General features: G+C 72.1%; 16 protein-coding genes. 1 reads left to right on the forward strand and 15 read right to left on the reverse strand.

Annotated elements, in window-relative coordinates:
- Positions 1 to 17: 17 nt before the first annotated feature.
- From PV682_RS36025 to PV682_RS36095, 15 genes are all read right to left on the reverse strand, one after another.
- On the reverse strand, positions 18 to 1,982 hold the full coding sequence (locus PV682_RS36025) for a putative baseplate assembly protein (RefSeq protein WP_319735967.1): 1,965 nt from the start codon (positions 1,980 to 1,982) through the stop codon (positions 18 to 20).
- Positions 1,982 to 2,404 (reverse strand): GPW/gp25 family protein, encoded by a 423-nt coding sequence (locus PV682_RS36030; protein WP_319735968.1) that lies wholly within the window; start codon positions 2,402 to 2,404, stop codon positions 1,982 to 1,984. Before PV682_RS36030 ends, PV682_RS36025 begins: the two co-directional genes overlap by 1 nt.
- 28 nt (positions 2,405 to 2,432) lie before the next feature.
- Complete coding sequence (locus PV682_RS36035; protein WP_319735969.1) at positions 2,433 to 2,750, reverse strand: PAAR domain-containing protein; 318 nt, start codon at positions 2,748 to 2,750, stop codon at positions 2,433 to 2,435.
- Between the two features lie 21 nt (positions 2,751 to 2,771).
- A complete protein-coding gene (locus PV682_RS36040; protein WP_319735970.1) occupies positions 2,772 to 4,619 on the reverse strand; it encodes a VgrG-related protein in 1,848 nt (615 codons plus the stop codon).
- Positions 4,616 to 5,329: a CIS tube protein gene (locus PV682_RS36045; protein WP_319735971.1), complete on the reverse strand. Its 714-nt coding sequence runs from the start codon at positions 5,327 to 5,329 to the stop codon at positions 4,616 to 4,618. The genes PV682_RS36040 and PV682_RS36045 overlap by 4 nt, the downstream gene beginning before the upstream one ends.
- Positions 5,330 to 5,377: 48 nt before the next feature.
- Positions 5,378 to 5,803, reverse strand: a complete 426-nt coding sequence (locus PV682_RS36050; RefSeq protein ID WP_010353290.1) for a phage tail protein — start codon at positions 5,801 to 5,803, stop codon at positions 5,378 to 5,380.
- 23 nt (positions 5,804 to 5,826) lie between these two features.
- On the reverse strand, positions 5,827 to 6,180 hold the full coding sequence (locus PV682_RS36055; protein WP_319735972.1) for a hypothetical protein: 354 nt from the start codon (positions 6,178 to 6,180) through the stop codon (positions 5,827 to 5,829).
- 2,929 nt (positions 6,181 to 9,109) lie between these two features.
- Entirely contained in the window at positions 9,110 to 9,268 is a 159-nt protein-coding gene (locus tag PV682_RS36060) for a DUF6760 family protein (RefSeq protein WP_319203576.1), read from the reverse strand.
- Entirely contained in the window at positions 9,265 to 9,774 is a 510-nt protein-coding gene (locus PV682_RS36065; protein WP_319735973.1) for a hypothetical protein, read from the reverse strand. The genes PV682_RS36060 and PV682_RS36065 overlap by 4 nt, the downstream gene beginning before the upstream one ends.
- Positions 9,771 to 10,211: a phage tail protein gene (locus PV682_RS36070; RefSeq protein ID WP_055722142.1), complete on the reverse strand. Its 441-nt coding sequence runs from the start codon at positions 10,209 to 10,211 to the stop codon at positions 9,771 to 9,773. Before PV682_RS36070 ends, PV682_RS36065 begins: the two co-directional genes overlap by 4 nt.
- Before the next feature lie 34 nt (positions 10,212 to 10,245).
- Positions 10,246 to 11,790 carry a phage tail sheath family protein gene (locus PV682_RS36075; protein ID WP_319735974.1) on the reverse strand — a complete coding sequence of 515 codons (1,545 nt, stop codon included), beginning with the start codon at positions 11,788 to 11,790 and terminating at the stop codon, positions 10,246 to 10,248.
- A 217-nt stretch (positions 11,791 to 12,007) separates the two neighbouring features.
- Positions 12,008 to 14,245, reverse strand: a complete 2,238-nt coding sequence (locus PV682_RS36080; protein ID WP_319735975.1) for an ATP-binding protein — start codon at positions 14,243 to 14,245, stop codon at positions 12,008 to 12,010.
- Positions 14,242 to 14,946 carry a DUF4255 domain-containing protein gene (locus PV682_RS36085; protein ID WP_319735976.1) on the reverse strand — a complete coding sequence of 235 codons (705 nt, stop codon included), beginning with the start codon at positions 14,944 to 14,946 and terminating at the stop codon, positions 14,242 to 14,244. The genes PV682_RS36080 and PV682_RS36085 overlap by 4 nt, the downstream gene beginning before the upstream one ends.
- Positions 14,943 to 18,086 (reverse strand): TolB family protein, encoded by a 3,144-nt coding sequence (locus PV682_RS36090; RefSeq protein WP_319735977.1) that lies wholly within the window; start codon positions 18,084 to 18,086, stop codon positions 14,943 to 14,945. Before PV682_RS36090 ends, PV682_RS36085 begins: the two co-directional genes overlap by 4 nt.
- A 165-nt stretch (positions 18,087 to 18,251) precedes the next feature.
- Positions 18,252 to 18,920 carry a helix-turn-helix transcriptional regulator gene (locus PV682_RS36095; protein ID WP_055723483.1) on the reverse strand — a complete coding sequence of 223 codons (669 nt, stop codon included), beginning with the start codon at positions 18,918 to 18,920 and terminating at the stop codon, positions 18,252 to 18,254.
- A gap of 231 nt (positions 18,921 to 19,151) precedes the next feature.
- Between PV682_RS36095 and PV682_RS36100 the strand changes: the two genes are divergently transcribed.
- Complete coding sequence (locus PV682_RS36100; RefSeq protein WP_319735978.1) at positions 19,152 to 20,537, forward strand: COG1470 family protein; 1,386 nt, start codon at positions 19,152 to 19,154, stop codon at positions 20,535 to 20,537.
- The last annotated feature ends 371 nt before the right edge of the window (positions 20,538 to 20,908 follow it).

The raw sequence follows: 20,908 nt of genomic DNA on the forward strand, positions 1-20,908 counted from the left end.
AAGCAGGGGTGTACGGCTCACCCTCCTACCTCCAACTCCGTGACAACCACCTGGTGTTGATACGAGAACACCAACGCCCCCGGCCCCACGTCGATCCGGTCCGTCGGTGTCCCCCGCCGCCCGCTGATCGGGTCCGCCGCGAACAACCGCACGTCCTCCACAAGGACGTTGCCCGTGGCCTGCTGAAGAACTCCGAAGATCTCGCCGTACTGGACAGGACGGCCGAAAGGCCAACCCGTGCCGTCGGGGCCGCCGTTGAGGGGGTTGAGGTAGCGGAACAGGGCGTCCAGCGCGGCCTCGCGAACCCGGTCCATCTCCGACGCGGGCGCAGCGAACCGGGCAACGACCGTCACGCCCTGGTAGACCGGCGGCTCGACCACCAACCGCGTACCGATGAGCCGGCGTTCGTCCAGTGTGCGCGTGATGGACGTCAACACCTGCTCGGACGGGATGAGTTGCTCGAAGCGGAGCCGGTCGTCGCCCTCGTCGGCGACGGCGTCGGGAACGACCAGCACCCGTACGGCGCCCGCCTCTCCGCCGACGGGGAGGCACCGGACCCGGCGTACGGAGGGGGCGGCCTGCCGGGCCAGGATCTCGTAGTCCTCGGCGGTCACGGCCCGCTCCTGCATACGCAGGGCTTGCGGCGCACGGAGTTTGGCGTTGTCGAGCGTCTCCCCCGCGACCCCTCCGAGCGCGGCCTCCCGGTTGATGACCCGGGCGACGTACGGAACGGAGCTGCGCAGGACAGAGATGGCACCCCGGGCGACGTTCCCGGCGGGCCCCCCGCCCGTCCGATAGCGAACCACCCTGATCTGAGCGCCCTTTGACGGCACCGCGCCGCACTGCCGAAGCGTCCCGTCCGCTTCCCGGAGGACCGGCGGAAAGGTGAACTCCCCGGTGGTGGCGTCGACCCGGACATGCCGGTCATCGGGCCCGGACCGCCCGAAGTGCTCGACGACGTCCCAGCGTTGCCACCCTTCGGCGGACGAGACCTCGACCTCGGGCAAGGACCGGTCGAGGAGGACGGGCGGCCGGTCCAGCCGGAAGGACTGCCCGGCGACGCCCTCGGACGTGCCGAGGGGCACGTCGAGAACGGTCTCCGCGTGTTCCACGGCCATGGTGCCGCCGACGGTAAAGACGGTCGCCTCACGGACAGTTGGCGACTCGGAGTAGAAGGGCTGCCCGGGCTCGGCCTCGGTGACCCGGCACCGCAGCCACCCCGCCCGGGTCCCCCCGATGACGGAGGCGGTGTGCCCGGCGGGCACATGGACGACGACCTCGCCGGGCCGGTTGAGACCGCCGGTCGTGTCGGACCCGGTCTCGCACTCCTGCCAACGCGCCCCGTCCCAGGCCTCCCAGACGAGCGGGGGCTGGCGCGGGTCGACGCCGATGCCCTCGACGCGGCTGTCGAGATTGACGGCGACGATGCAGCGGGGAACGGCGGTCGGCAGCCCGAAGAGCAGCGCGTCACCGGGTTCGGGCGCGGCCTGGAAGGCGGGTACGTCGCCGCCCTCGGCGAGGGTCCGGGTCCGGTCGGTCTGCTCGCCGGTACGCGGCGCGGTGACGAGCCGGATCAACTCGCTGGGCAGGATGCGGAGTTCGTCGACGGTCGTGAAGACGACGGCGTCGTCACTGGTGGAGGTCTCGCCGAGCGCGGTGGTGACCTCGGTGCCGGCGGGGAGGGTGACCGTCTCGGGCTGGGGGGCGGAGAGCCAGAAGTCGACGTCGGCGGAAGCGGCCGTCGGCGGGAAGAGGCGGATGTCCAACAGGTCCAGGAACGCCGTGTAGTTCTTGTCCGGGACCCGGTTCAGGCGGTACAGGAGCTGGTCGACCAGGTAGGCGAACGTCTCGATGAGCGTGACGCCCGGGTCGGAGACGTTGTGGTCGGTCCACTCGGGCGCGCGCTGCTGGACGTACCGCTTCGCCTCGTCGACGAGTTGCTGGAAACGCCGGTCGTCCAGGTTCGGGGAGGGGAGGGCCATCAGTCGGCGACCATTTCCTCGGCCCCCTCCTCGGAGGGGATCGTGTAGAAGGGGAAGACCAGGTTGCGCCGGTCGTTGGTGGAGCGGACGGTGTAGTGCACGTCGATGTAGAGGGTGCCGGCCTCGACGGCGTCGTAGGCGACGACGACCTCGTCGACGGCGATGCGCGGCTCCCAGCGTTCGAGGGCCTCGCGGACCTGCTGGGCGACGCGGCCCGCGGTGGCACCGTCGTTGGGGGCGAAGACGTACTCGTGGACGCCGCAGCCGAATTCGGGACGCATGGGGCGTTCGCCGGGGGCGGTGCCGAGGACGAGGCGGATCGCCTCCTCGATCTCCTGCTCCTTCTCGACCAGGGCGATGCCGCCGGTGGGGCCGGTGCGGAGGGGGAAGGCCCAACCCCGGCCTATGAAGCGCTCGTTCATCGACTTCCCCTGTTCCAGCGTGTGTTCATCACACGCCCCCGATCAGCACGTTCATCGCACCCGTCAGGATCGTCGCCCCGCACGTGGTCTTGTCCCGCGCCTTCGCGGCGGGCAGCCCTCCGATGAGGACGACCCCGGACGTGACTCCGGCCGGGTTGGGGATGATCACGTTCCCCGGTCCGAGCGCCAGGTGCGGCGGCATCGCGCAGGTGTGCACGCTGCCGACGACAGCGGCCGGACGGCCGCCGATGAAGACGGTCGCGACCTTCGTCGCGGCGGCGGGCGGCGGCGTGGCGATCACCCCGCCGTGGTCGGTGGGGTCACCGGTACGGGCTGCGGCCGGCATGGAACTCTCCTTAAACGAACGTCAGTTGATCCGGATCAGCTTCGCCTTGAGGACGCCGAGCAGCCCGCCGTCGATGGTGACGCCGGTCTTGCCCTTGACGTTGACGTTCGTGCCGTCGACCGTGACGTTCCGCCCGCCGATGCTCACGCCCACTTGCCCCTGGATGTCGATGTTGCGCCCGGCCACGCTCACGTCCCCGCGCCCGGCGTCCAGGGTGATGCCCTTCGTGTCGAGCACGACGGACGTCAACTGCCGTCTGCCGCGCGCGAACACGGTCAGCTCGATCCGGTCGCGCCGGTCGTCGAGGAAGACTTCGAGCCGCTCGTCGGCGGTCCGCAGCCGCAGCCCCGAGGGGCCGGGCGCGCGGGCGTCGAGGAGTTCGACCCGGTGCCCCGAACGGGACACGATGGAACGCCGGTTGACCTTCCCGGTCGTCCCGTCGATCAACGGGACGTCGTGCGGGGAGGGTTGGTCGACGCCGTTGTACAACCCCCCGATGACATAAGGGCTGTCGAGCAGACCCTGCTCGAACCCGACGAGCACCTCGTCGTTGACCTCGGGACTCACGACGCCGCCCCCGCCCTTGCCGCCCCACTGCACGGTGCGCACCCAGTCGGTGACGTACGTGTCGTCCAGCCAGGGGAACTTGAGCCGTACGGCGCCCCGCTGGCCGCCGGCGGTGTCACGGACGTCGGTGACGACGCCGATCGCGAGCCCCGGCATACGCGGCCCCCGCGAGGGCGCGTTGGCGCCGGTGACGAGGCCGGTGAGGGAGCGGTCGGGGCTGGTGCTGACCCAGACCGTCGTCCGGTAGCCGCCGTGCGGTTCGATGACGTGCTGGACCGCCGACGGCGTGTACTTGCCGGAGAACGCCTTGCCGACGTTGCCGAGCGCGACCGGCTTGCCGACCCGCAGCAGCGGATTGCCCTCGGCGACCACCTCCAACTCCGCGAAACCGGCGCTGACATGGTCGGCGACGGAGTCGGCGACGGCCTTGGTCTCGGCGAGGGTCCGGTACGGGGTGTCGGTGACCGTCACCTTCGACTTGCCGAACTTCGCGGCGGCGGACGGTGCCAGCCCCGGAAGCACGGTGTCGCTGACCACCGACGCCTTCGGGGACACCAGAGGTTTCTTGTTGGTGACGTCCCACCCCCGCACCTCCACCTGGGAGGCGCCGTCGGCCGCCGAGAGGGCGACGCGCAGCGTGAACAGGTTGCGGGGGTACTCCAGGACCAGCGGGTTGGTGGCGGCCGAGGTGGACGGCGCGGGCGCGCCGGACGCCTTCTTCGGCTTGGTGAACTGGAGCAACCCCTTGTCGTCCACGCGGACTTGAGCGCCGCTCTCGGCCGCGAGGAACTGGAGGAAGTCCCAGTCGGAGACGTTCGCCTGGGAGAGCTGCTTGTAGGTGATCGGCGCGGCCTCGACCGTACCGACGGCGAGCCCGGCGCTCGCGGCGACCTTCCGGACGATCGCGGAGGCGGTCATGTTCCTGAACGCGACGACTTTGCGGCCGCGTTGGAGCCGGTGCTCCTTGGAGTAGGCGCGCACGACGGTGAACGACCCGGTGCGGTCCCGGTCGATCTCCAGCGCGGTCACCTCGCCGTTGAAGAGCTGCTCACGGGACTGCCCGGAGACGGTGACGACGGACACCTTCAGCGGCGTACCGATGGTGATGCCGGTCGCGGCGAGGAACTCGTGGTCGGGGTCGCGGAAGGTGATGACGGCGGCGTCGGGCAGGCCGACGTTCTCGTCGACGACACAACTCACCACCTGTGCGGCCCAGATGGGCGGCAGCTCGCCGGGGGTCTCGATGACGGGGTCGGCCGCGAAGGCCCGCCCGCCCCGCTCGCCCGATCCTGGCCCGCTCACTGTTCCTCCTCCGCGTCCCGCAGTCCGGGCACCACGAGTTCGGTGCCGGGTACGAGGGACATCGGGTCGTCGATCCCGTTCGCCTCGGCGATGACCCGCCAGGCCGTCGCGTCGCCGTACTCCCGCCAGGCCAGCATGGCGAGGCTGTCCCCGGCCACAACTGTGTGCGTGGAGCGGGCAGTTCGGGCGCCGGACGTCGGGTTCTGGCCCGCCGGGTCGACGGTCGCCTCCTCGATCGTGAGCGAACAGGTCGCCCGCAGGGGCGTGCCGTCCACGTCGAAGAGGGTGTACGAGACGGAGAGGCTCGACAGCACCCCGTCGAACGACGTCGTGCGCGCCGACCCCCACTCGAACCGCACCCAGGGGCTCGCGGGCTTCTTGCGCCCGAGGCTCGTCGGCGTCGGCACGCACGCCTTCATCAGCTTCTCGACGGCCTGCTCGACCGACTTGTCGTGCGTGGCGGTCGCGTCGAGGAACACCTCAAGGCTCAACGTGCGCGGGCCACTTCCGACGAACTCCGGCAGCGCGGACTGCCCCGCCATCCGGGACGGCGTACGGCGCCACTCGGTGGACTTGCTCAGTTGCAGCGTCGAGGGGTTGAACTGGAGGTCCAGGCGCGCGATGGTCCCGCCGGGCTTGGCACCGACGGACGGCGGGGGTTCCTTCAGCGTCAACTGGGCTCTGACGCGGCTGGATCGGGCGGACGCCATACCGAACCTCCTTTCTTTCTAGGGCGTTTCGAGGGCGGACGGGGCGGTTCAGGAGGGCCGGAGCCCTTGGTGGGCGATCTCCAGCGTCTCGACGGCCGCCGACGAATCAGCCGGGTCGAAGGACGGCCCCTGCCAGCGCACGGGCACGATCCCGAACACCTGCCAGCTGATGATCTTGCTCAAGTCGGGCCGCAGCGCGACGATTTCGCCGTCCTTCGGCTCGACCCGCCGCAGCGTCTCGTCCAGCCACCGCGCGATCTTCGCGGTGTCGGCGGTCACCGGCCGGGTCAGGGTGATGTTCGTCCAGGTGACCCGGCCCGGGAGCTGCCAGGTGAAGTCGTTGTTCCCGCCCTCGGCGTACGTCTCCATCTCGACCTCGGCGCCCATCCCCGAACACGTGTGGAACGCGCCCAGATCATTGCCGCCGATCGCGAGCCGGAAGTACACACTCGTCGCGAAAATGCTGTCCGTCATCCGTCCGTCATCCGTTCCATGCCTCAGCGGCGACCGTCATAAGGGCGCCCCGTACGGTCCCGCCCGCGCCGCAACTCGGTACGCAGCAGCCGGGACACGGGATCGAGAAGCCGCCGGGCGAGCTCGTCGAGGTCGGGATCGCCCGGCCCGTCCTTGCCGCGCGCGGCACCAGCGGCGGCATCGGAACCGCCCGCCCCCTTCGCCGGGTTCCGCTGTACGTCGGCCCGGGGCGCGGGAGCCTTCGCCGCACCCGCGTCCCGCTGCACGGCCGGCGCCTTCGCCTCCACGGTCCGCGCGACGACAGGAACGGGCGGCGGCACTGACGCGGGCGCCGCCTCCACCTGCGGCGCGACAGCGGGAAGGGGCCGCGCCGGCACGATCCGGGGAGCCGCCTCCTGCCGAGGAGGAGCGGGCCGGACAACGGGAACGCGCTGAACCGGGGCCGAAACACCGGGAGTTGACACGGACGAAGTGAAGGCGGGCGAGGCCGCGCCGGACGAGGTGGCGGTGGGCAACGCGGACGCGGCCGAAGTGACCGCAGGCGATACGAGAGCGGACGAGGTGACCGCCGTCGACATGGACGCGGACGAGGTGACCGCAGGCGACACGGACGCGGACGAGGAGGCGGCAGGCGAAGTCGGACCGGACGAGGTGGAGGCGGGGGCGTGTTGTACATACGAGGTGGAGGCGGGGGCGCGTTGTACGTACGAGGCCGAGCCCCCCACCCCCGCCGACGCACCCGGCGCCGCCGCCCCCTGGCCCCGCTGCCCGGACGCCGGTTCGCCCTGCGAGGCACCGGTGGAGTTGGCCCAACGCGCGGCCACAACGGGCCGACGGCTGGAAGCGGCAGCGGCGGAGGGCGCCATGCCGTGCGCGGTACGGGTGTTGAGGGTGAGCGGCCGGGAAGGCAGCAGGGGCAGAGCACGGGACGTGGGACCAGCGGACGCACCGCCGCCCAACACCCCACCGGCACCCCGGGATTGCCGACGCCCGGCGTCCTTGATGACGGAGTCGTCGGCCACGGACCGTGCGACGACGACAGGAGCCGGCGCCCCCGGCACCGGGGCACGCCGGACACCGGGCACGGAGACACTGCGGGCGCCGGCACCCCCGTACCCACCCCTCGCCGCCCCGGCACCGTCGGCCGTCGCCCGAGCCACCACAGGACCGGGACTCCCGCCCTCACCGGACGCGGCAGAACTCACGGCCGGAACGACAAGGGGCCCCCGAGCCCCCGAACCACCGACACCGGCACCGGCACGGGCACGGGCACCGGCCGACGAGTCACCCCCGCCACCCGACCTCTCACCCGCAGCCCCGGCCGACACCGACGACGCCCGAGCCCCGCCACCATCAGCCAGGGCCCGAGCAACAACCGGCCCCGGACCACCGCTCCCGGCATCTCCCGGCGCGGCCGGAACAACGACCGCTCCTTGAGGGCGAGTCCCCCCGGACACCGAGCCACTGCCCGCACCGGACGAACCACGCTCCCCCTTCCCCCCGGAGTCCGCACCGCGACCACCGGCCTCCCCGGCCCCGGCCGAGGCCCCGGCCCGCTGAACGACACCGCCCCCGCCCCCGGCACCGGCCGAACCATGCGCCCGCTGCACCCCCCGACCGGAGTCCCCCTCGCCCAAAGACCGAGCAGCGACAACCGGCCCGGCCGCCCCCACCCCACCGGACCCACCCGGCACATGACCTCCATCAGAACCAGCCCCCGCCCCGGCCGGAGTCACAACACCCCCGGACTCCCCTCCCCCTTGCGGAAGTTGACCACCGGACCGGCCACCACCAGCCGACTGCCCACCCCCCGCCCCCGAACCCTCAACCGCCCGAGCGACAACAGGCGTACCCGGCACGGCAGCACGGGACTCCACCCCCGCACCACCGTCCCCCCGCAACGGCACGACCAACGGCGCCGCATCCGGCACAGCCCCCTCACCCGGAGCACCCGCAAGACGACGCTGCACCCCAGCACCCCCGAGCAACGGCGCATCACCAGAACCAACACCGCCCCCACGCCCCGAACTCCCCGAAGCCGAGCCCGAACCCGAAGCCGAACCCTCAGCCGAGCCCGAAGCCGGACTCGAACCCGAACCCGAAGCCGACCCCACCCCCGAAGCCCGCTGACCCCCCACCCCCGAACGAGCCCCCCTCCCCGGCACCTCAGCACTAGCAGGCAACGAAGCCATAGGCGCCCCCAACCCACCCCGAGCCCGAACCCCCGAATCCCCGCGCACCACAGACGAGTTACCGGAACCCCCCTCGCGGGAGCCCTCACCCTCCACCTGCCGCTGCACAACAGGCATCCCCGGACCACTCCCCCCCTCAACCCCTCCGCCCCTCAAAGGCGCATCCGGCGTCAGGGGTACGGCACTGGCAGGCAACTCCCCCAACGGCGCCCCCAACTGCGCCCCCAGCGAACCCAGTTCACGCGAGGCAGCACGCTGCACAGACCGCCCGGAGGAAGGCACCGACGCCACAGAACCCGCCCCCGAGCCCGACCCCTCTCCCGAACCCGCACCCGCACCCGCACCCGCACCCGCCCGCACAACAGCAGCCACCCGCCGCACAGGCCCGACAGCCCGCCGAGCCACAGTCAACGAGGGCCCAGCGGCCCGCACTTGAACAGGAGCCCCACCAACGGCCCGCCCCACACCCCCCGCCCCCACAACACGAGCCCCCTCCCCGGAACCACCCGAACCCGGCACCACAGCAACCCGCCGAACCACCGGCACCGAAACCCCACCCGCCTGCCCGCGACCGGCCCCAGCCCCCGCCCCGGCCCGGCCGGAATGCACACTGTCTTGAGCCCGCTGCACAACCGGAGCCCCAGAGGCCCCCACACCAGAACCCCCCTCAACCCCACCATCCTCAACCCCGCCGTCCTCACCCCTCCGCACCGCCCGCAACAACAACGGCCCACCCTCAACCGGCGCGGACCGAGGCCCAGCCGCCCGCGCAACCCCCTGCACCAACCCCCCCGGCGCAGAAGGCAACACAGCATGCCCCAGCCCGGAATCGAACGAGGGATCCTGCCAAGAAGCCAGCCCGGAGCGGAACGTCAGCCCATCGCTGACCCCGAGCGGCGCCCGAGAAACAGTGAGCGCGGGCGGAGAGGTACGCCGCCATCCCCCGTCCCAGTCACCGGGCAGGGAAGACCCACCCCCCTCGGACGCCACCTCGGACTCCACCTCGGCGGCCACCCCGGAAACCCCGGCGGAGCCCCCCGCCTCAGACCCCCCGGCGCCGGAAGACCCCCGCGCAACGGCCCGGCGCCCCAGCCAGTTCCGCCACCCCATCTACTCAACCGCCTTCATTCACACGCGTGTTGATCCGAGCGATCTCGGCAACCCACTGCCGCCGCTCCTCATGCGTCAGATCGAGAATCTCCTCGCGCTGCCAGTGGAAGTGATAAGCGACGTACGCGATCTCCTCCCGGAGCCGGGGAAGCGCGTACGTCACGATTCCCCCAGGCGCCCACCCGAGAGGTCGACCTCGAAGCCGCCCTCGCAGTGCGGACAGGTGACGGCCGCGCGGGTGTGCCCCTCGCTGTTGATGCGCCGGTAGAAGTCCTGGAGGAAGGCGACGTCGGTGGCGTACATCCGCTCGACGACGCCGGCATGGACGTCGCTGATGGTCCCCAGCCGGGTGATGACCTGGCTGAGCAGCACGACGCTGAGGTACGCGGGATTCTCCTTGACCCGCAGATCGATCTGCGGACGCAGCTCGTCGCGGGCGGTGGCGAGCCGCATCACGCCGTGCCGATGGACGGTGCCCGCCTCATCGACGTACCCACGGGGCAACTCGAACTCGAACTCGGTGCGCAGACCAGTGTCTTGGGCGGCGGCCCGCGCCGGAGCGGGCGCGGTGGCCTGCTCCGGCGAGGGCGGCTGCGTCTGGGCCGCGGCGGGCGCGGTCGCCTGGAGGATCTCCTCCAGGTTCCCGGCCGTGACCGTACGTCGCCTCATTCGACGATGATCTCCTCGAACACGATCGTCACGGACTCGGTGGCCGCGGCCGACTCGCCCGCCTTGAGGGAGGGACCCTCCCACTTGGACGCCCAGCCCTGCATGAGCTGGATACGGCGGACCGTGTTGCCCTCGGTGTCCTTGATCTCGATCGTCAGGTTCTGCCGGGCGGAGTTGACGGCCCCGTTGTTGAGGGTCTCCTTGATCCACTCGGTGAACTCGCTGCTCTGGTCGAGCCCTCGGGTGATCGTGATCTCGCCGGCCTGCCGGGCACCCGGCTGCTTGCGGATGATCTGCTTGCCCTCGGCGCTGACCTGGCGGACCTCGACGACCTCTTCCTCGACGGTCAGCCCGCTGATCTCCTGGATGGACTCCACGAGGTAGCCGCCGAGCTGTACGCCGAAGACATGGGTGGAAAGAGCGTCACCTGTTGCCATGACTGTGTGTCAACCTTCCTGTTCAGCCCGCGAGTTACTCGTCGATGAGGCTGGTGCTGTCGGAGAACTGGGCCAGCCGGAAGACCACGAACTCGGCGGGCTTGACCGGCGAGACGCCGATCTCGCAGACGACGCGCCCCTGGTCGATGGACTCCTGGGGGTTGTTGTCGCGGTCGCACTTCACGTAGAAGGCCTCTTCGGCGGTACGGCCGAACAGCGCGCCCCGGCGCCACTCCTCGGTGAGGAACGCGGTGACGTTGCGCCGGATCGACGACCACAGGCGGTCGTCGTTGGGCTCGAAGACGACCCACTGGGTGCCCAACAGGATGGACTCTTCGAGGTAGTTGAAGAGGCGGCGCACGTTCAGGTAGCGCCAGGCCGGGTCGGACGACAGGGTGCGCGCACCCCAGATCCGGATGCCGCGGCCGGGGAAGGCGCGGACGCAGTTGACGCCGATCGGGTTCAGGAGGTCCTGTTCGCCCTTGCTGAGCCGCAGTTCGAGGTCGACGGCGCCGCGGATCACCTCGTTGGCGGGCGCCTTGTGCACGCCGCGCTCGGCGTCGCTGCGCGCCCACACGCCGGCGACGTGACCGCTCGGCGGGACGGTGGTGTTGCGCCCGACGGCCGGGTCGAAGACCCGCACCCACGGGTAGTACAGGGTGGCGTACCGCGAGTCGTAACCGGCTTCGTCGTTACGCCAGTTGCGCACCTGCTGGGCGTTCAGCCCGGGCGGGGTGTCGAGGACGGCGACCCGGTCGCCCATCTGCTCGCAGTGCGAGATGACGGCGAGCTGTACGGTCCGTACGCCCTCGTCGTCGATGTCGCCGCGCTGGTAGGCGCTCATCAGGTCGGGCACCGCGACCATCGTGATCTCGTCGATGGTCTCCAGGCCGCCGAAGCCGGTACGGGCGCCCGCGTCACCGACGTACTCGGCGGGGTCGATGCGCGCGACGGCGCCGTTGGACGCGGCGGGCGCGGCCGGGGCGTCCGGTACGGCGAGGGTCCCGCTCGCGGGCCGGGTCTGGGCGGCGCCGCGCTGCTCGGTGACGTCGATCAGCTTGGAGGCGCGGGCCTGGGTGACGAGGTAGCCCTTGACGTTCTTGCGCGAGGACGCCTCGTACGTCTCCGCGACGTCGCCGCCCCTGCGGACGAGCAGCTTGAAGCGGTCCTCGGGCGGGTTCTCCCCGTCCGCGTCCGCGACCTCGACGCTCACGCCGGTCACACCGGGCTTCGCGGCGACGAGGAACCCGCCGACCTCGACCGGCTCAACGGCCTTGGGCTGCGCGGGAGTCGAGCCCGCGCCGTTGCCCTCGGCGGCCCCGCCGATCCGCACGATGTACGCGGCGCCGCCCCCGTTGGAGAAGTACCCGTACACGGCGAGGGACAGATACGTCCCCTCGACGAACCCGCCGAAGAGCTGGGTGTACTGGTCCCAGCTGGTCACCAGCGTCGGTGTGTGGAAGGGCCCCTGCCCGGCGAATCCGACGAACGCGGCGACGGCCGTGCCGACACCCTCGATCGGTCGAGCACCGGACTGCACCTCCTCCACGTACACGCCCGGGGTGAGGTACGTCGGCATGCTGGCTCCTTCGCGGTCCTGACGGGGCACCTGTGTCCAGGCCGAGTCTGCTGGTGGGGCGGGTGGTACGGCAGGGACACGGGGCCATGCCCGGGGGCAGCCGGGCTGCCTTTCCGGACGCCGGATGTGCCCTCGCGGCCCCCGCCTTCCCGGCCCGCCGCCGGCCGCCCCGCTGACGCCCGCGCCGCCTCCCCGCCCAGGTGCCCGCCGCCAGGCGCTACGCGCCGATCGCCTCCGCGAGATACGGCCCGAACTCGCTCTCCAGCACCAACCGGCCCAGCTTGCGGTACTCCTGGGCGATCGCCGTCACCAACAGCCGCATGGTGAGCGGCCCTTCGGACTCCGCCGCGAGGTACGCCGCCGTCACCGCGCAGGCCCGGATGGAACCCCCGGCCAGCTCGAACCGGTCGGCGCAGAACGGGAGATCGAGGTCGTCGGCGCGCGGGAGGCGTTTGCCGAGGCAGCGGTCCCAGAGGTCGAGGCGGTGTGTCACGTCCGGGACGGGGAAGTCGGCGACGACGTCCAGGCGGCGGGTGAACGCCTCGTCCAGGTTGGCGCGGAGGTTGGTCGTCAGGATCGCGATGCCGTCGAACGACTCCATCCGCTGGAGGAGGTACGCGGACTCGATGTTGGCGTGCCGGTCGTGCGCGTCCTTCACCTCGGACCGCTTGCCGAAGATCGCGTCGGCCTCGTCGAAGAGGAGCACGGCGTTGACGGCGGACGCCTCCGTGAAGATGCGCTCCAGGTTCTTCTCGGTCTCGCCGATGTACTTGTCGACGACGGTGGACAGGTCGACGACGTACAGATCCATGCCGAGATCGGCGGCGACGACCTCGGCGGACATGGTCTTGCCCGTCCCCGACTCCCCGGCGAACAGGGCGATCACCCCCCGCCCCCGGCCCCCACCGGGCCGCATCCCCCACTGCCCGAGCACCTGATCCCGGTGCCGCGCCCGTACGGCCAGCTCGTGCAGCCGGCGGTACGTCCCCGGCGGCAGCACGAGGTCGTCCCACCCGACCCCGGGCTCCACCCGCCGCGCGAGCCGATCGAGCCCGGCCCCGTTCTGGGCCCGCACCGCGACCCGGAGATCATCGGGCCCGACGGGCCGCCCGGCGAGGGACGCCACCCGCACAGCCACATCGGCGGCCCGGCGCATCTGCCCGGAGTCGAGCCGATGAGCGGCGACGGCACGGGCGAGGGCGTCGAAGTCGGGGGCGGAGGGGGCGGGTCGACCGGCGTCCGAAGCCGGGTCCAGCCCGCCGCCCGCACGCCCCGCACCCACATCGGCCCCACCGCTCGCACGCCCCCCACGCCCCGCACCCGCCGCACCCGCCGCACCCGCCGCACCCGCCGCACCCGCCGCACCCGCCGCACCCGCACCAACATCGCCCCCGTCGGCCTCACCCCCCGCGCCGCCCCCGAGAACCCCACGCGCCGCCCCCTCCAACGCGACCCGCCACCTCTCCACCTGCCGCTCCACCGAAACCGCCCCCACCGTCAACACCACCGGCGTCCGATCCGCCCACCCCGGATCCCAGGCCCCCTTCCCGTGCACGAAGAACGGCACCCCCCGCAGGGCCCCGCACAACTCCCGCAGCACCCGCCCCCGTTCACCCGGCTCATCGGGCAACGCCTCCAACGGCCCGAACACCACCCCGGCCCCACTCAACAGGGCTTCCCGGGCAACGACCTTGGCCAGCGCGGAGACATCCCGCCGCCCGAACACCCCCGCGTCCACCACCAGCGCCCCCACCCCGGCCTCCCGCAACGCGGCACCGGCCAGCCCCTCGACATCCCCGCCCCGGCTGCGCAGTTGAACGAACCCCGTCCCCAGAGCCGCGGCAGCCACCCGTACTTCGTCGCCCTCGGCAGTCGGATCGGGACGCCCCTCCCTCACCACCCCACCAAGCCGCGCATCAGGAGTACCGCTCCCCAGCAGATACCCGGTCACCCGATCCGGCACCACCAACACCCGCGACAGCGGCGGCCGTTCCCCCTCCCCGACCTCGATCAACCCGCCCTCGACCAGCGGCGCCCCCGCCCCCAGCCGGAACCGCACGCCCGACGCCCCGGCGACCCCGCACAGCTCCAACGCCAGCCCGACAGTGGGCCGGCGTCGAGTGAGGTCGTCGTTCAGGTACCCGTACAACCGCTCGAACCGAGCGTCGAGATCAGGCGCGACGGCCACCAGCAACAGGTCCAGATCGAGCGGCGACAACCCGAACCGCCGCGCCAGCACCCCGAGTACGGACGAGGGCTCCGGCTCCCAGGCCTCGTACGGCGGAACGTCGAGCCCTCCCACCCCCGCCAGAATCCGCTCGACGGCGTCCGGCGTGAGGTACTGCCCCCGGTACGGATCGTCGGGATCGGGATCGCCCGCCTTCCGCGCCGCGACAGCGCCCCGCACCCGCTCCTCGACCAGCCCCAGCCGCTCCCACAACTCCGTGTCCGTCAAGGCTGCCGATCCCCCCGCCGGCGCCGCGCCGGCGCCGCCCCTCGTTCCCTGGGCCCGGAGAACCCGTCGGCCCCCGGATCGCTGACTTCCCGGTACCGCAACCGGCGTCCGGGCTGGGCCTCGCCGTCCCCGCTCAACGCGGCGGACCGCACCACGAGCCCCTCGGTGACCGGCGGCGCGGAAGCCCGGGTCGCCCCGGCCAGCGGAGCCCGGACCCGCAGCCCCAGCGACGCCTTCAGCTCGCCGCCGAGCGCCGACCACACGTCGGACGCGGCGGGCCCGTCGAGCCCGGTCCCGGCCGTGTCCAGCGCGACGGTGAGCCCGAGTTCGGCGAGCGACCCGCTCAACATCCGCGCGGGCAGCACATCGTTGGCGACCAACGTCGTCAACACCTGTGACAGCAACCGGTGTTCGTCCTGAGGCCGATTGGCCCAGGCGGTCACGAGGTACGTGAGATCGAACCACCGGGGAGGCGACCGCCGGGCGACGAGATGCCCCTCGTCGTCGTACACCTCCCCCGCCCCGCTCCCCCGCCGGGTCGCGTCCTCGCGGATGTCGTACAGGAAGACGCACACCGTGAGCGCGCTGCGCCGGGCGGCCCAGTCCCGGGTGGGCGCGTCGAACACCACGTCCACCCCGGACGCTTCGAGCCCGGACTCCCCGAGCAGCCGCCGCAGCCCTTCGTCGACCTCGTGGATCACCGGCGGGTCACCTCGTCCGGCGGCTGGACGGTCCCGAGGACCACCAGGAAGTCGGTGGTCACCGGCGAGAACCCGGGCCCGCTCGCGGTGATGATCCGAGGCCCGGTCTGGTCCTTGGCGAGAATCAGGAGCTGCCCGATGAACGTCCCGTTGGCGAGCGGGATCGTCGGCGCGGCGGCGGCCGTGATGCCGGGCTTCCAGGTGAACTTCACCGGCACACCGGGCGGAAAGTCCCTGCCTCGCACGGAGGTCACGAACCCGGGCTTCCCGATCTCCGGCACGGCGACGATCCGGGGCTGAAGAATCCGCAGCCGCTGCCGAGCCGTGTTGTCCCCGCGATCGGCGTCGGTCCCGGTAGTCGTGAGCGTCCCGGTGAGCTGCGCGGTGCCCGCCTTGTTCGGACTCAGCACGACCTGGACGACGGTGCTGGCGCCCTGCGCCAAGTCGGGCAGCGCGCAACTCCAGTTGGCGTCGCATCCGGCGGGCGGCCCGTTGTTGGGGATGTTCGCCGGGAGCCCAATCTTCAGCCGCAGTCCGGTCGCGAGGGCGCCCCGGCCGTTGCGGACGGTGTAGGTGACGACGACCCGCCCGCCGACGTACCCGGGGTTGGGCTGGGCGGTGAGGCTCAGGCCGGGCCCGGCCTGGGGCGCGGGCGCCGGAGGCGTCGTGGGCGGCGGGGTGGGCCGGGGCGTCGGGGAGGTGGGAGGCGTGGGCGTGGGCGTGGGCGTCGGGGTCGGAGTGGGGGTCGGCGTCGGCTCCGGCTCCTCGCCGACCGGCACGACGGTCCGCCCGGTGTTGTCGGTCGGCTGCGGATCGAGCACGGTCCCGATGACCGACCAGCCGATGGGCGCGTCCCCGACGGTGACCCCGGTGACGGTGACCGTCACCCGCACGGTCTCGCCGGGCGGCACGACCCCCACATCGCACTGGAGCGAGGCGGCGGTGCAGCTCCCGCCCGGGAAGGTCAGCCCGGTGATCTGCACCCCGGTCGGCGGGGTGATCGTCAGCGTCGTCCCCGGCGAGGCCGCGGGCCCGTTGTTGACGAGCTCGACGCCGATGGTCGTGGACGTCCCGACGGTGACGGTCGGCACGGTATCGGGCGCCTTGACCGCGAGGTCGACGGACTGCTGGACGCTGGGTTCCTTCTGCCGTCCGTCCAACTGGGCGGTCAGGTCGGTGACTTCACCGGTCGCGATGTCCAGCGTACGGAGTTTCTCGGGGCTGTTGGGGGCGACGGCCTCGCGGGAGGAGAAGACGAGGGACTTGCCGTCGGCGGTCCAGGCGACGTCGCGCGGCTGGTGGGGGCCGGTGACGGTGGTGTCCGGAAGGTCGGAGCGGCAGCCCGGGGCGCCGGCGGGCAGCAGGACCCGGCACCCGGTGCCCGAAGGGGACGTCAGGACAAGGCCGTTGCGCTCGTCGACGGCGCCGCCGCCGTTCTTGCGGTTGAAGACGATGCTGAGCCCGTCCGGCGAGAACGCCGGGCTGTCGTCGATGACTTGGCAGAGGTCCGGGCATGCCTTGCGGCTCAGGTCCTCCTGCCGGGACAGTTCGTCCACCGGCACGGTCCAGATGTGCTTGTTGCCGCCGAAGCCGTCGATGACCTCGCTGCGGGTGAACGCGAGGGTCTTCCCGTCGGAGGACCAGGTGGGCTGCGCGTCGCGGCCGGTCTGCTCGCCCTCGGGCGGTTCGATCTCCCCGGTGATGTTCCCGCTCGCCACGTCGGCGATGAGGATGCGGCTGGGCTGTCCGCCGCGCGGGCTGCGGGTGAAGGCGAGGGACTTGCCGTCGGGGGAGAACGTCGGGTCGGTGTCCCAGTCGGTGGACTCGCGCCCGCCCAGCTTCATGGGCTGCGGGTTCTTCCCGTCGGCGTCGACGGTCCAGATCCGCTCGACGCGCCTCTCCGGTTCGCCCTCGAAGCGGGTGACGACGAGGCGGCGGCCGTCGGGCGTGTAGTTCTGGCGTTCCGTCCACGGGTCGAACTTCGCGCCCGGCTGGAACAGCGGATCCTTTCTGGGGTCGGTGTTGGTGTCGGCGGCCGGATCCTCGTTGAGGACCGGCACGTTGAGGTCGCGCGGGTCGACGCCGTCCGAGCGGATGTCCTGGAGCGTCACGGCGTTCACGGTGGCGCCCGTGGTGTGTTCGAGGATGGCGTGGCCGCCGTTCACGGGCCCGAACCAGGTCGGGGTGCGCAGTTCGCGGTCCTCCTGGTTCAGCACGTCGGGTTCGTCGTCGGAGTGCGCCTGCGAGGCGAACAGGTGGTCGCGGTCGCCCTCGCAGTCGCAGGTGATCTCGGGGCTGAGGAAGATCACCCCGTTCCCGTCGGGCTTCCAGGCCACCGAATGGCCGCGCCACTGCGCGTAGTTGCCGGCGAGGAGCGTCTCGTCGCCGCCGCCGTTCCCGTTGACGACCCGCAGCCGCCCCACGCCGTCGGTCGTCGCGGTGTACGCGATCCAGTCCCGGTTCGCGTCGTCGTCCACGGGGTTCCACGCGGGCTCGCTCGCGGTCCCGTTGGCCGGGGAGGTGACCATCCTCGTGGCGCCGTCGCTCAGCTGCCGCACATAAATCTGTTGCCCCACAAGGGGGTTGGCGTCGCTGGCGTACGCGATGCGCGTGCCGTCCGGGGAGACCGTCGGGTACGTCTCGTTCGCGGCGGAGTTCGTGAGCTGGGTGAGGCCCTTGCCGTCGGTGCCGATGCGCCACAGGTCGCGCTGGGTCGTCCCCGCGTCGAACACCACGGACTTCCCGTCCGGCGTCAGCCGGGGGTGCGCGGCGTTCATGCCGGTGGTGAGGCGGTCGACGGAGCCGTCGGCGGCCCGCAGATAGACCTGCGGCGTCTTCTCGTCGCGCAGGCTCGTGAACACCAACTGGTCGTCCAGCGCGGAGGGTTGGGTGTCGTAGTGGGTGGCGCCGACACCGAACACCGGGGTGCTGGTGGTGGCTCCCGTCACATCGCCGAGGCTGCGGTGCTTGGTCCCGGCGTACGCGATCCGGGTGTCCCCGGCGGCGGTCACGCCCACGCCCGGTTCGGCGCTGCCCTGCCCCGAGGCGGCCGTCAGCGTGAGCAGCGGGATCAGCAGCAGCAACGACGCGCCGATCCTGCCCAGTCGGTACCGCCCCTCCGGGCCAGCGGTACTCGTCAAGGTCCACCTCACAGTTCGGTACGACGCGACTCTCCCCCCGCCAGCCTGCTCCCGCCCCGACCGCCACGCCAGGTCCTGGCGGCCGTACCCGGGGGAAACTCCCCTTGCGCTTTCGGGCACTTGGCCGCGTGCGCGGGCCGCCGGACCGGCCCGTCACGCGTGTGGTCAGATCAGCCCGTTGCGCAGCGCGTAGCCCACCGCGTGGGCGCGGTTGCGCAGTTGGAGCCGGGTGGTTATCTCGTGCAGGACGTTCTTGACGGTGCGTTCGGAGTACGACGTCTTGCGCGCGATCTCGGCGGTGTCGAGCCCCTCGGAGACCAGGCGCAGCATGTCCGCCTCACGCGTGGTGAGCGTGGACAGCGAGACGCCCCGGGGATCGAGCGCCGCCCGTTGCAGACTGCCGACGTGGGCGAGGAGTTCGCCCAGCAGGTCGCCCGGGAGGACGCCCTCGCCGTTGGCCAGGGCCGTGACGAGGTGGACGAGACGGTCCTGGTCGGCCTCGGCGCGGCGCAGGACCGCCGTGACCCCGCACTCGACGACGCGTTGCAGCGCGCCCGAGCCGAGGGTGCCGACGACCAGGCCGGTACGGGTGGCGGTGTTGTGGCGCAGCCGCTGGAGGAGGGCGGCGACGTCGTCGTCGACGGAGTCGACGACCACCAGCGAGATGTCCGCCGAATCGGCGTCCGCGTCGTCGACGAAGGCGACTTCGGGCCGTTGGCGTAACTGCTGGACGACACCGACACGCAGGACCGGGTCGGCGGCGTACACGGCGACGGTCACCGGCCGGCGGGTGCCTGCGGTGCGCTGAGCCGGGTACTCATGGACAGAAGTCATGGCAGGGCTGTTCTCCTCTGCGCGCGGCGTGTGGGAGGTGCGTGGTCACTGGTGCGTGGGGGGGGTGGGGGGAAGGGTGACAAAGACATCGCGGACGCGGAAGGCTTACGGCTAAGCGGGGGGACGGCATAAGCGGCCCCTTCCCGGGGTCACCGCGCGGGCATCACGACTGCCCGGACACTGCCCTCGCGCCCCTCGCGGCCCGCGCGTACGCGTCCCTAGCGTGGTCGGGTGACCCCTTCTCCAGCCTCTTCCGGTCCCGGCGCGCCCGGCCTCGACATCCCGGTGGTGACGGTCGCGCCCGGCTCCGTCGCCACGACCACCCTGACCGTCCGCAACGACAGCGACATCGTCGAGGCGTACAGCCTGGAGGTCGTCGGGGACTGCGCCGCGTGGAGCGCCGTCGAGCCCGCACGGGTCTCCTTGTACCCGGGGACCTCCGAGACGGTGACGATCACGCTCTCGCCGCCGCGCTCCCCGGAGATCCGGGCCGGTGAACGGCCGTTCGCGGTACGGGTGCTGCCCGCCGAGCACCCCGAGGCGGTGCGCGTCCCCGAGGGGACCGTCCGGATCGGGGAGTTCCACGAGCTGGAGACCGAGCTGGTGCCGAGGCGCCGGCGGGGCTGGCTGCGCGGGCGCTACCGGCTCGCCGTCCGCAACCAGGGCAACACGCCGGTCCAGGTGGAGTTCACGCCAGGACAGCCCGGCGAGGAACTGGGCTTCGCCTTCGACCCCGAGCGCCCGAAGCTGGAGCCCGGCGAGTCCGCCGAGATCGGCCTGCGGGTCCGCACCGGCAAGCCCGTCTGGTTCGGCTCGCCCGCCGTGTGGCCCTTCACCCTGACGACGACGGAGGTCGCCCCCGAACCGGCCGACGCGAGCGGTACGGGTACGCAGGAGCAGACGCCCACCGAAGAGGACGTCGTCCCCCGCGCCCCCCTGGACGCCGAGTTCGTCCAGATCCCGATCTTCCCCAAGTGGCTGCTGGCCCTGCTGGCCCTGCTCATCGCCCTGATCCTGCTCTGGTTCACCCTCGTACGCCCCGCCGTGCGCAGCGCCGCCAAGGACGCGGCCAAGGAGGCCGTCCAGCCCCGCCCCGCCCCCACGTCCGGCGCGACCGCGGGCCAGGGCACCGGCACAACGCCGGGCGGCGGACAGGGCACCACCGGCCAGGGCAACGGAAACGGCCAGGCCGGCACAGGCACCGGAACGGGAACGGGTACCGGCACGGGTACGGGCACAGGCGGCGGAACCGGCGGCGGCGAACAGACCTCGCAGACCATCGAGGTCAAGGCGAACGCGGGTCAGACCGTCCCCGGCGTCTACACGGTCCCCGCGAACACGATCTTCCGCGTCACGGACGTCGTCATCGCCAACTTCCAGGGCGACGAAGGGGTGTTGACCTTCTCCTTCGGCAACCGCAAGATCACCACGATCGCGCTGGAGACCTTCCGCAACCAGGACTACCACTGGGTCACCCCCATCGAGATCCCCGCGAACGACACCGTGACCGTAGAGGTGACCTGCGCCAAGCCGGGCACCCCGGCAACCGGCCAGCGCGCCGCGGGCTGCAACGAGGTCCTCAACGTCAGCGGCGTGCTCACCCGTACAACGCCGTAACCGGAGCCACACCTCGCGTCATTCTCGATCGGTACAGACCAAACACGAAACCCCGCACACCCAGTAAGTCCAAAAATCAACAACCCCGGTCCGAAAAGAGACTCCAGACACCCACTGATACGGCTGTGGCGGCGCCCAGGCCCCCTCGGGCCCGACGCGATCAAGACGTTTCCCAGAACAACGGGAAGCGGACACCACAGCCACAACGGCGGACCGACGACGGCCGGCAGAAGCCACCACGGCGGGAGAGCCGCGAACGGCGGGGAGCGGGGGCCGGGGGTGCGGCGCAGCCCGTCGCTTACGGCGATCGCAGCGCACGGCTCGGTCTACCCCACCGACCAACACACTCCGCGACGGGCTCGCCGCACCCC

The sequence above is a fragment of the Streptomyces niveiscabiei genome (assembly GCF_033794345.1).
Lineage (GTDB): Bacteria > Actinomycetota > Actinomycetes > Streptomycetales > Streptomycetaceae > Streptomyces > Streptomyces niveiscabiei.

Coding starts and splice junctions, on each gene's coding strand:
- PV682_RS36035 (WP_319735969.1), bottom strand. CDS start 2,750: ATGCCGGCCGCAGCCCGTACCGGTGACCCCACCGACCACGGCGGGGTG.
- PV682_RS36050 (WP_010353290.1), bottom strand. CDS start 5,803: ATGACGGACAGCATTTTCGCGACGAGTGTGTACTTCCGGCTCGCGATC.
- PV682_RS36065 (WP_319735973.1), bottom strand. CDS start 9,774: ATGAGGCGACGTACGGTCACGGCCGGGAACCTGGAGGAGATCCTCCAG.
- PV682_RS36095 (WP_055723483.1), bottom strand. CDS start 18,920: ATGACTTCTGTCCATGAGTACCCGGCTCAGCGCACCGCAGGCACCCGC.
- PV682_RS36025 (WP_319735967.1), bottom strand. CDS start 1,982: ATGGCCCTCCCCTCCCCGAACCTGGACGACCGGCGTTTCCAGCAACTC.
- PV682_RS36070 (WP_055722142.1), bottom strand. CDS start 10,211: ATGGCAACAGGTGACGCTCTTTCCACCCATGTCTTCGGCGTACAGCTC.
- PV682_RS36045 (WP_319735971.1), bottom strand. CDS start 5,329: ATGGCGTCCGCCCGATCCAGCCGCGTCAGAGCCCAGTTGACGCTGAAG.
- PV682_RS36030 (WP_319735968.1), bottom strand. CDS start 2,404: ATGAACGAGCGCTTCATAGGCCGGGGTTGGGCCTTCCCCCTCCGCACC.
- PV682_RS36075 (WP_319735974.1), bottom strand. CDS start 11,790: ATGCCGACGTACCTCACCCCGGGCGTGTACGTGGAGGAGGTGCAGTCC.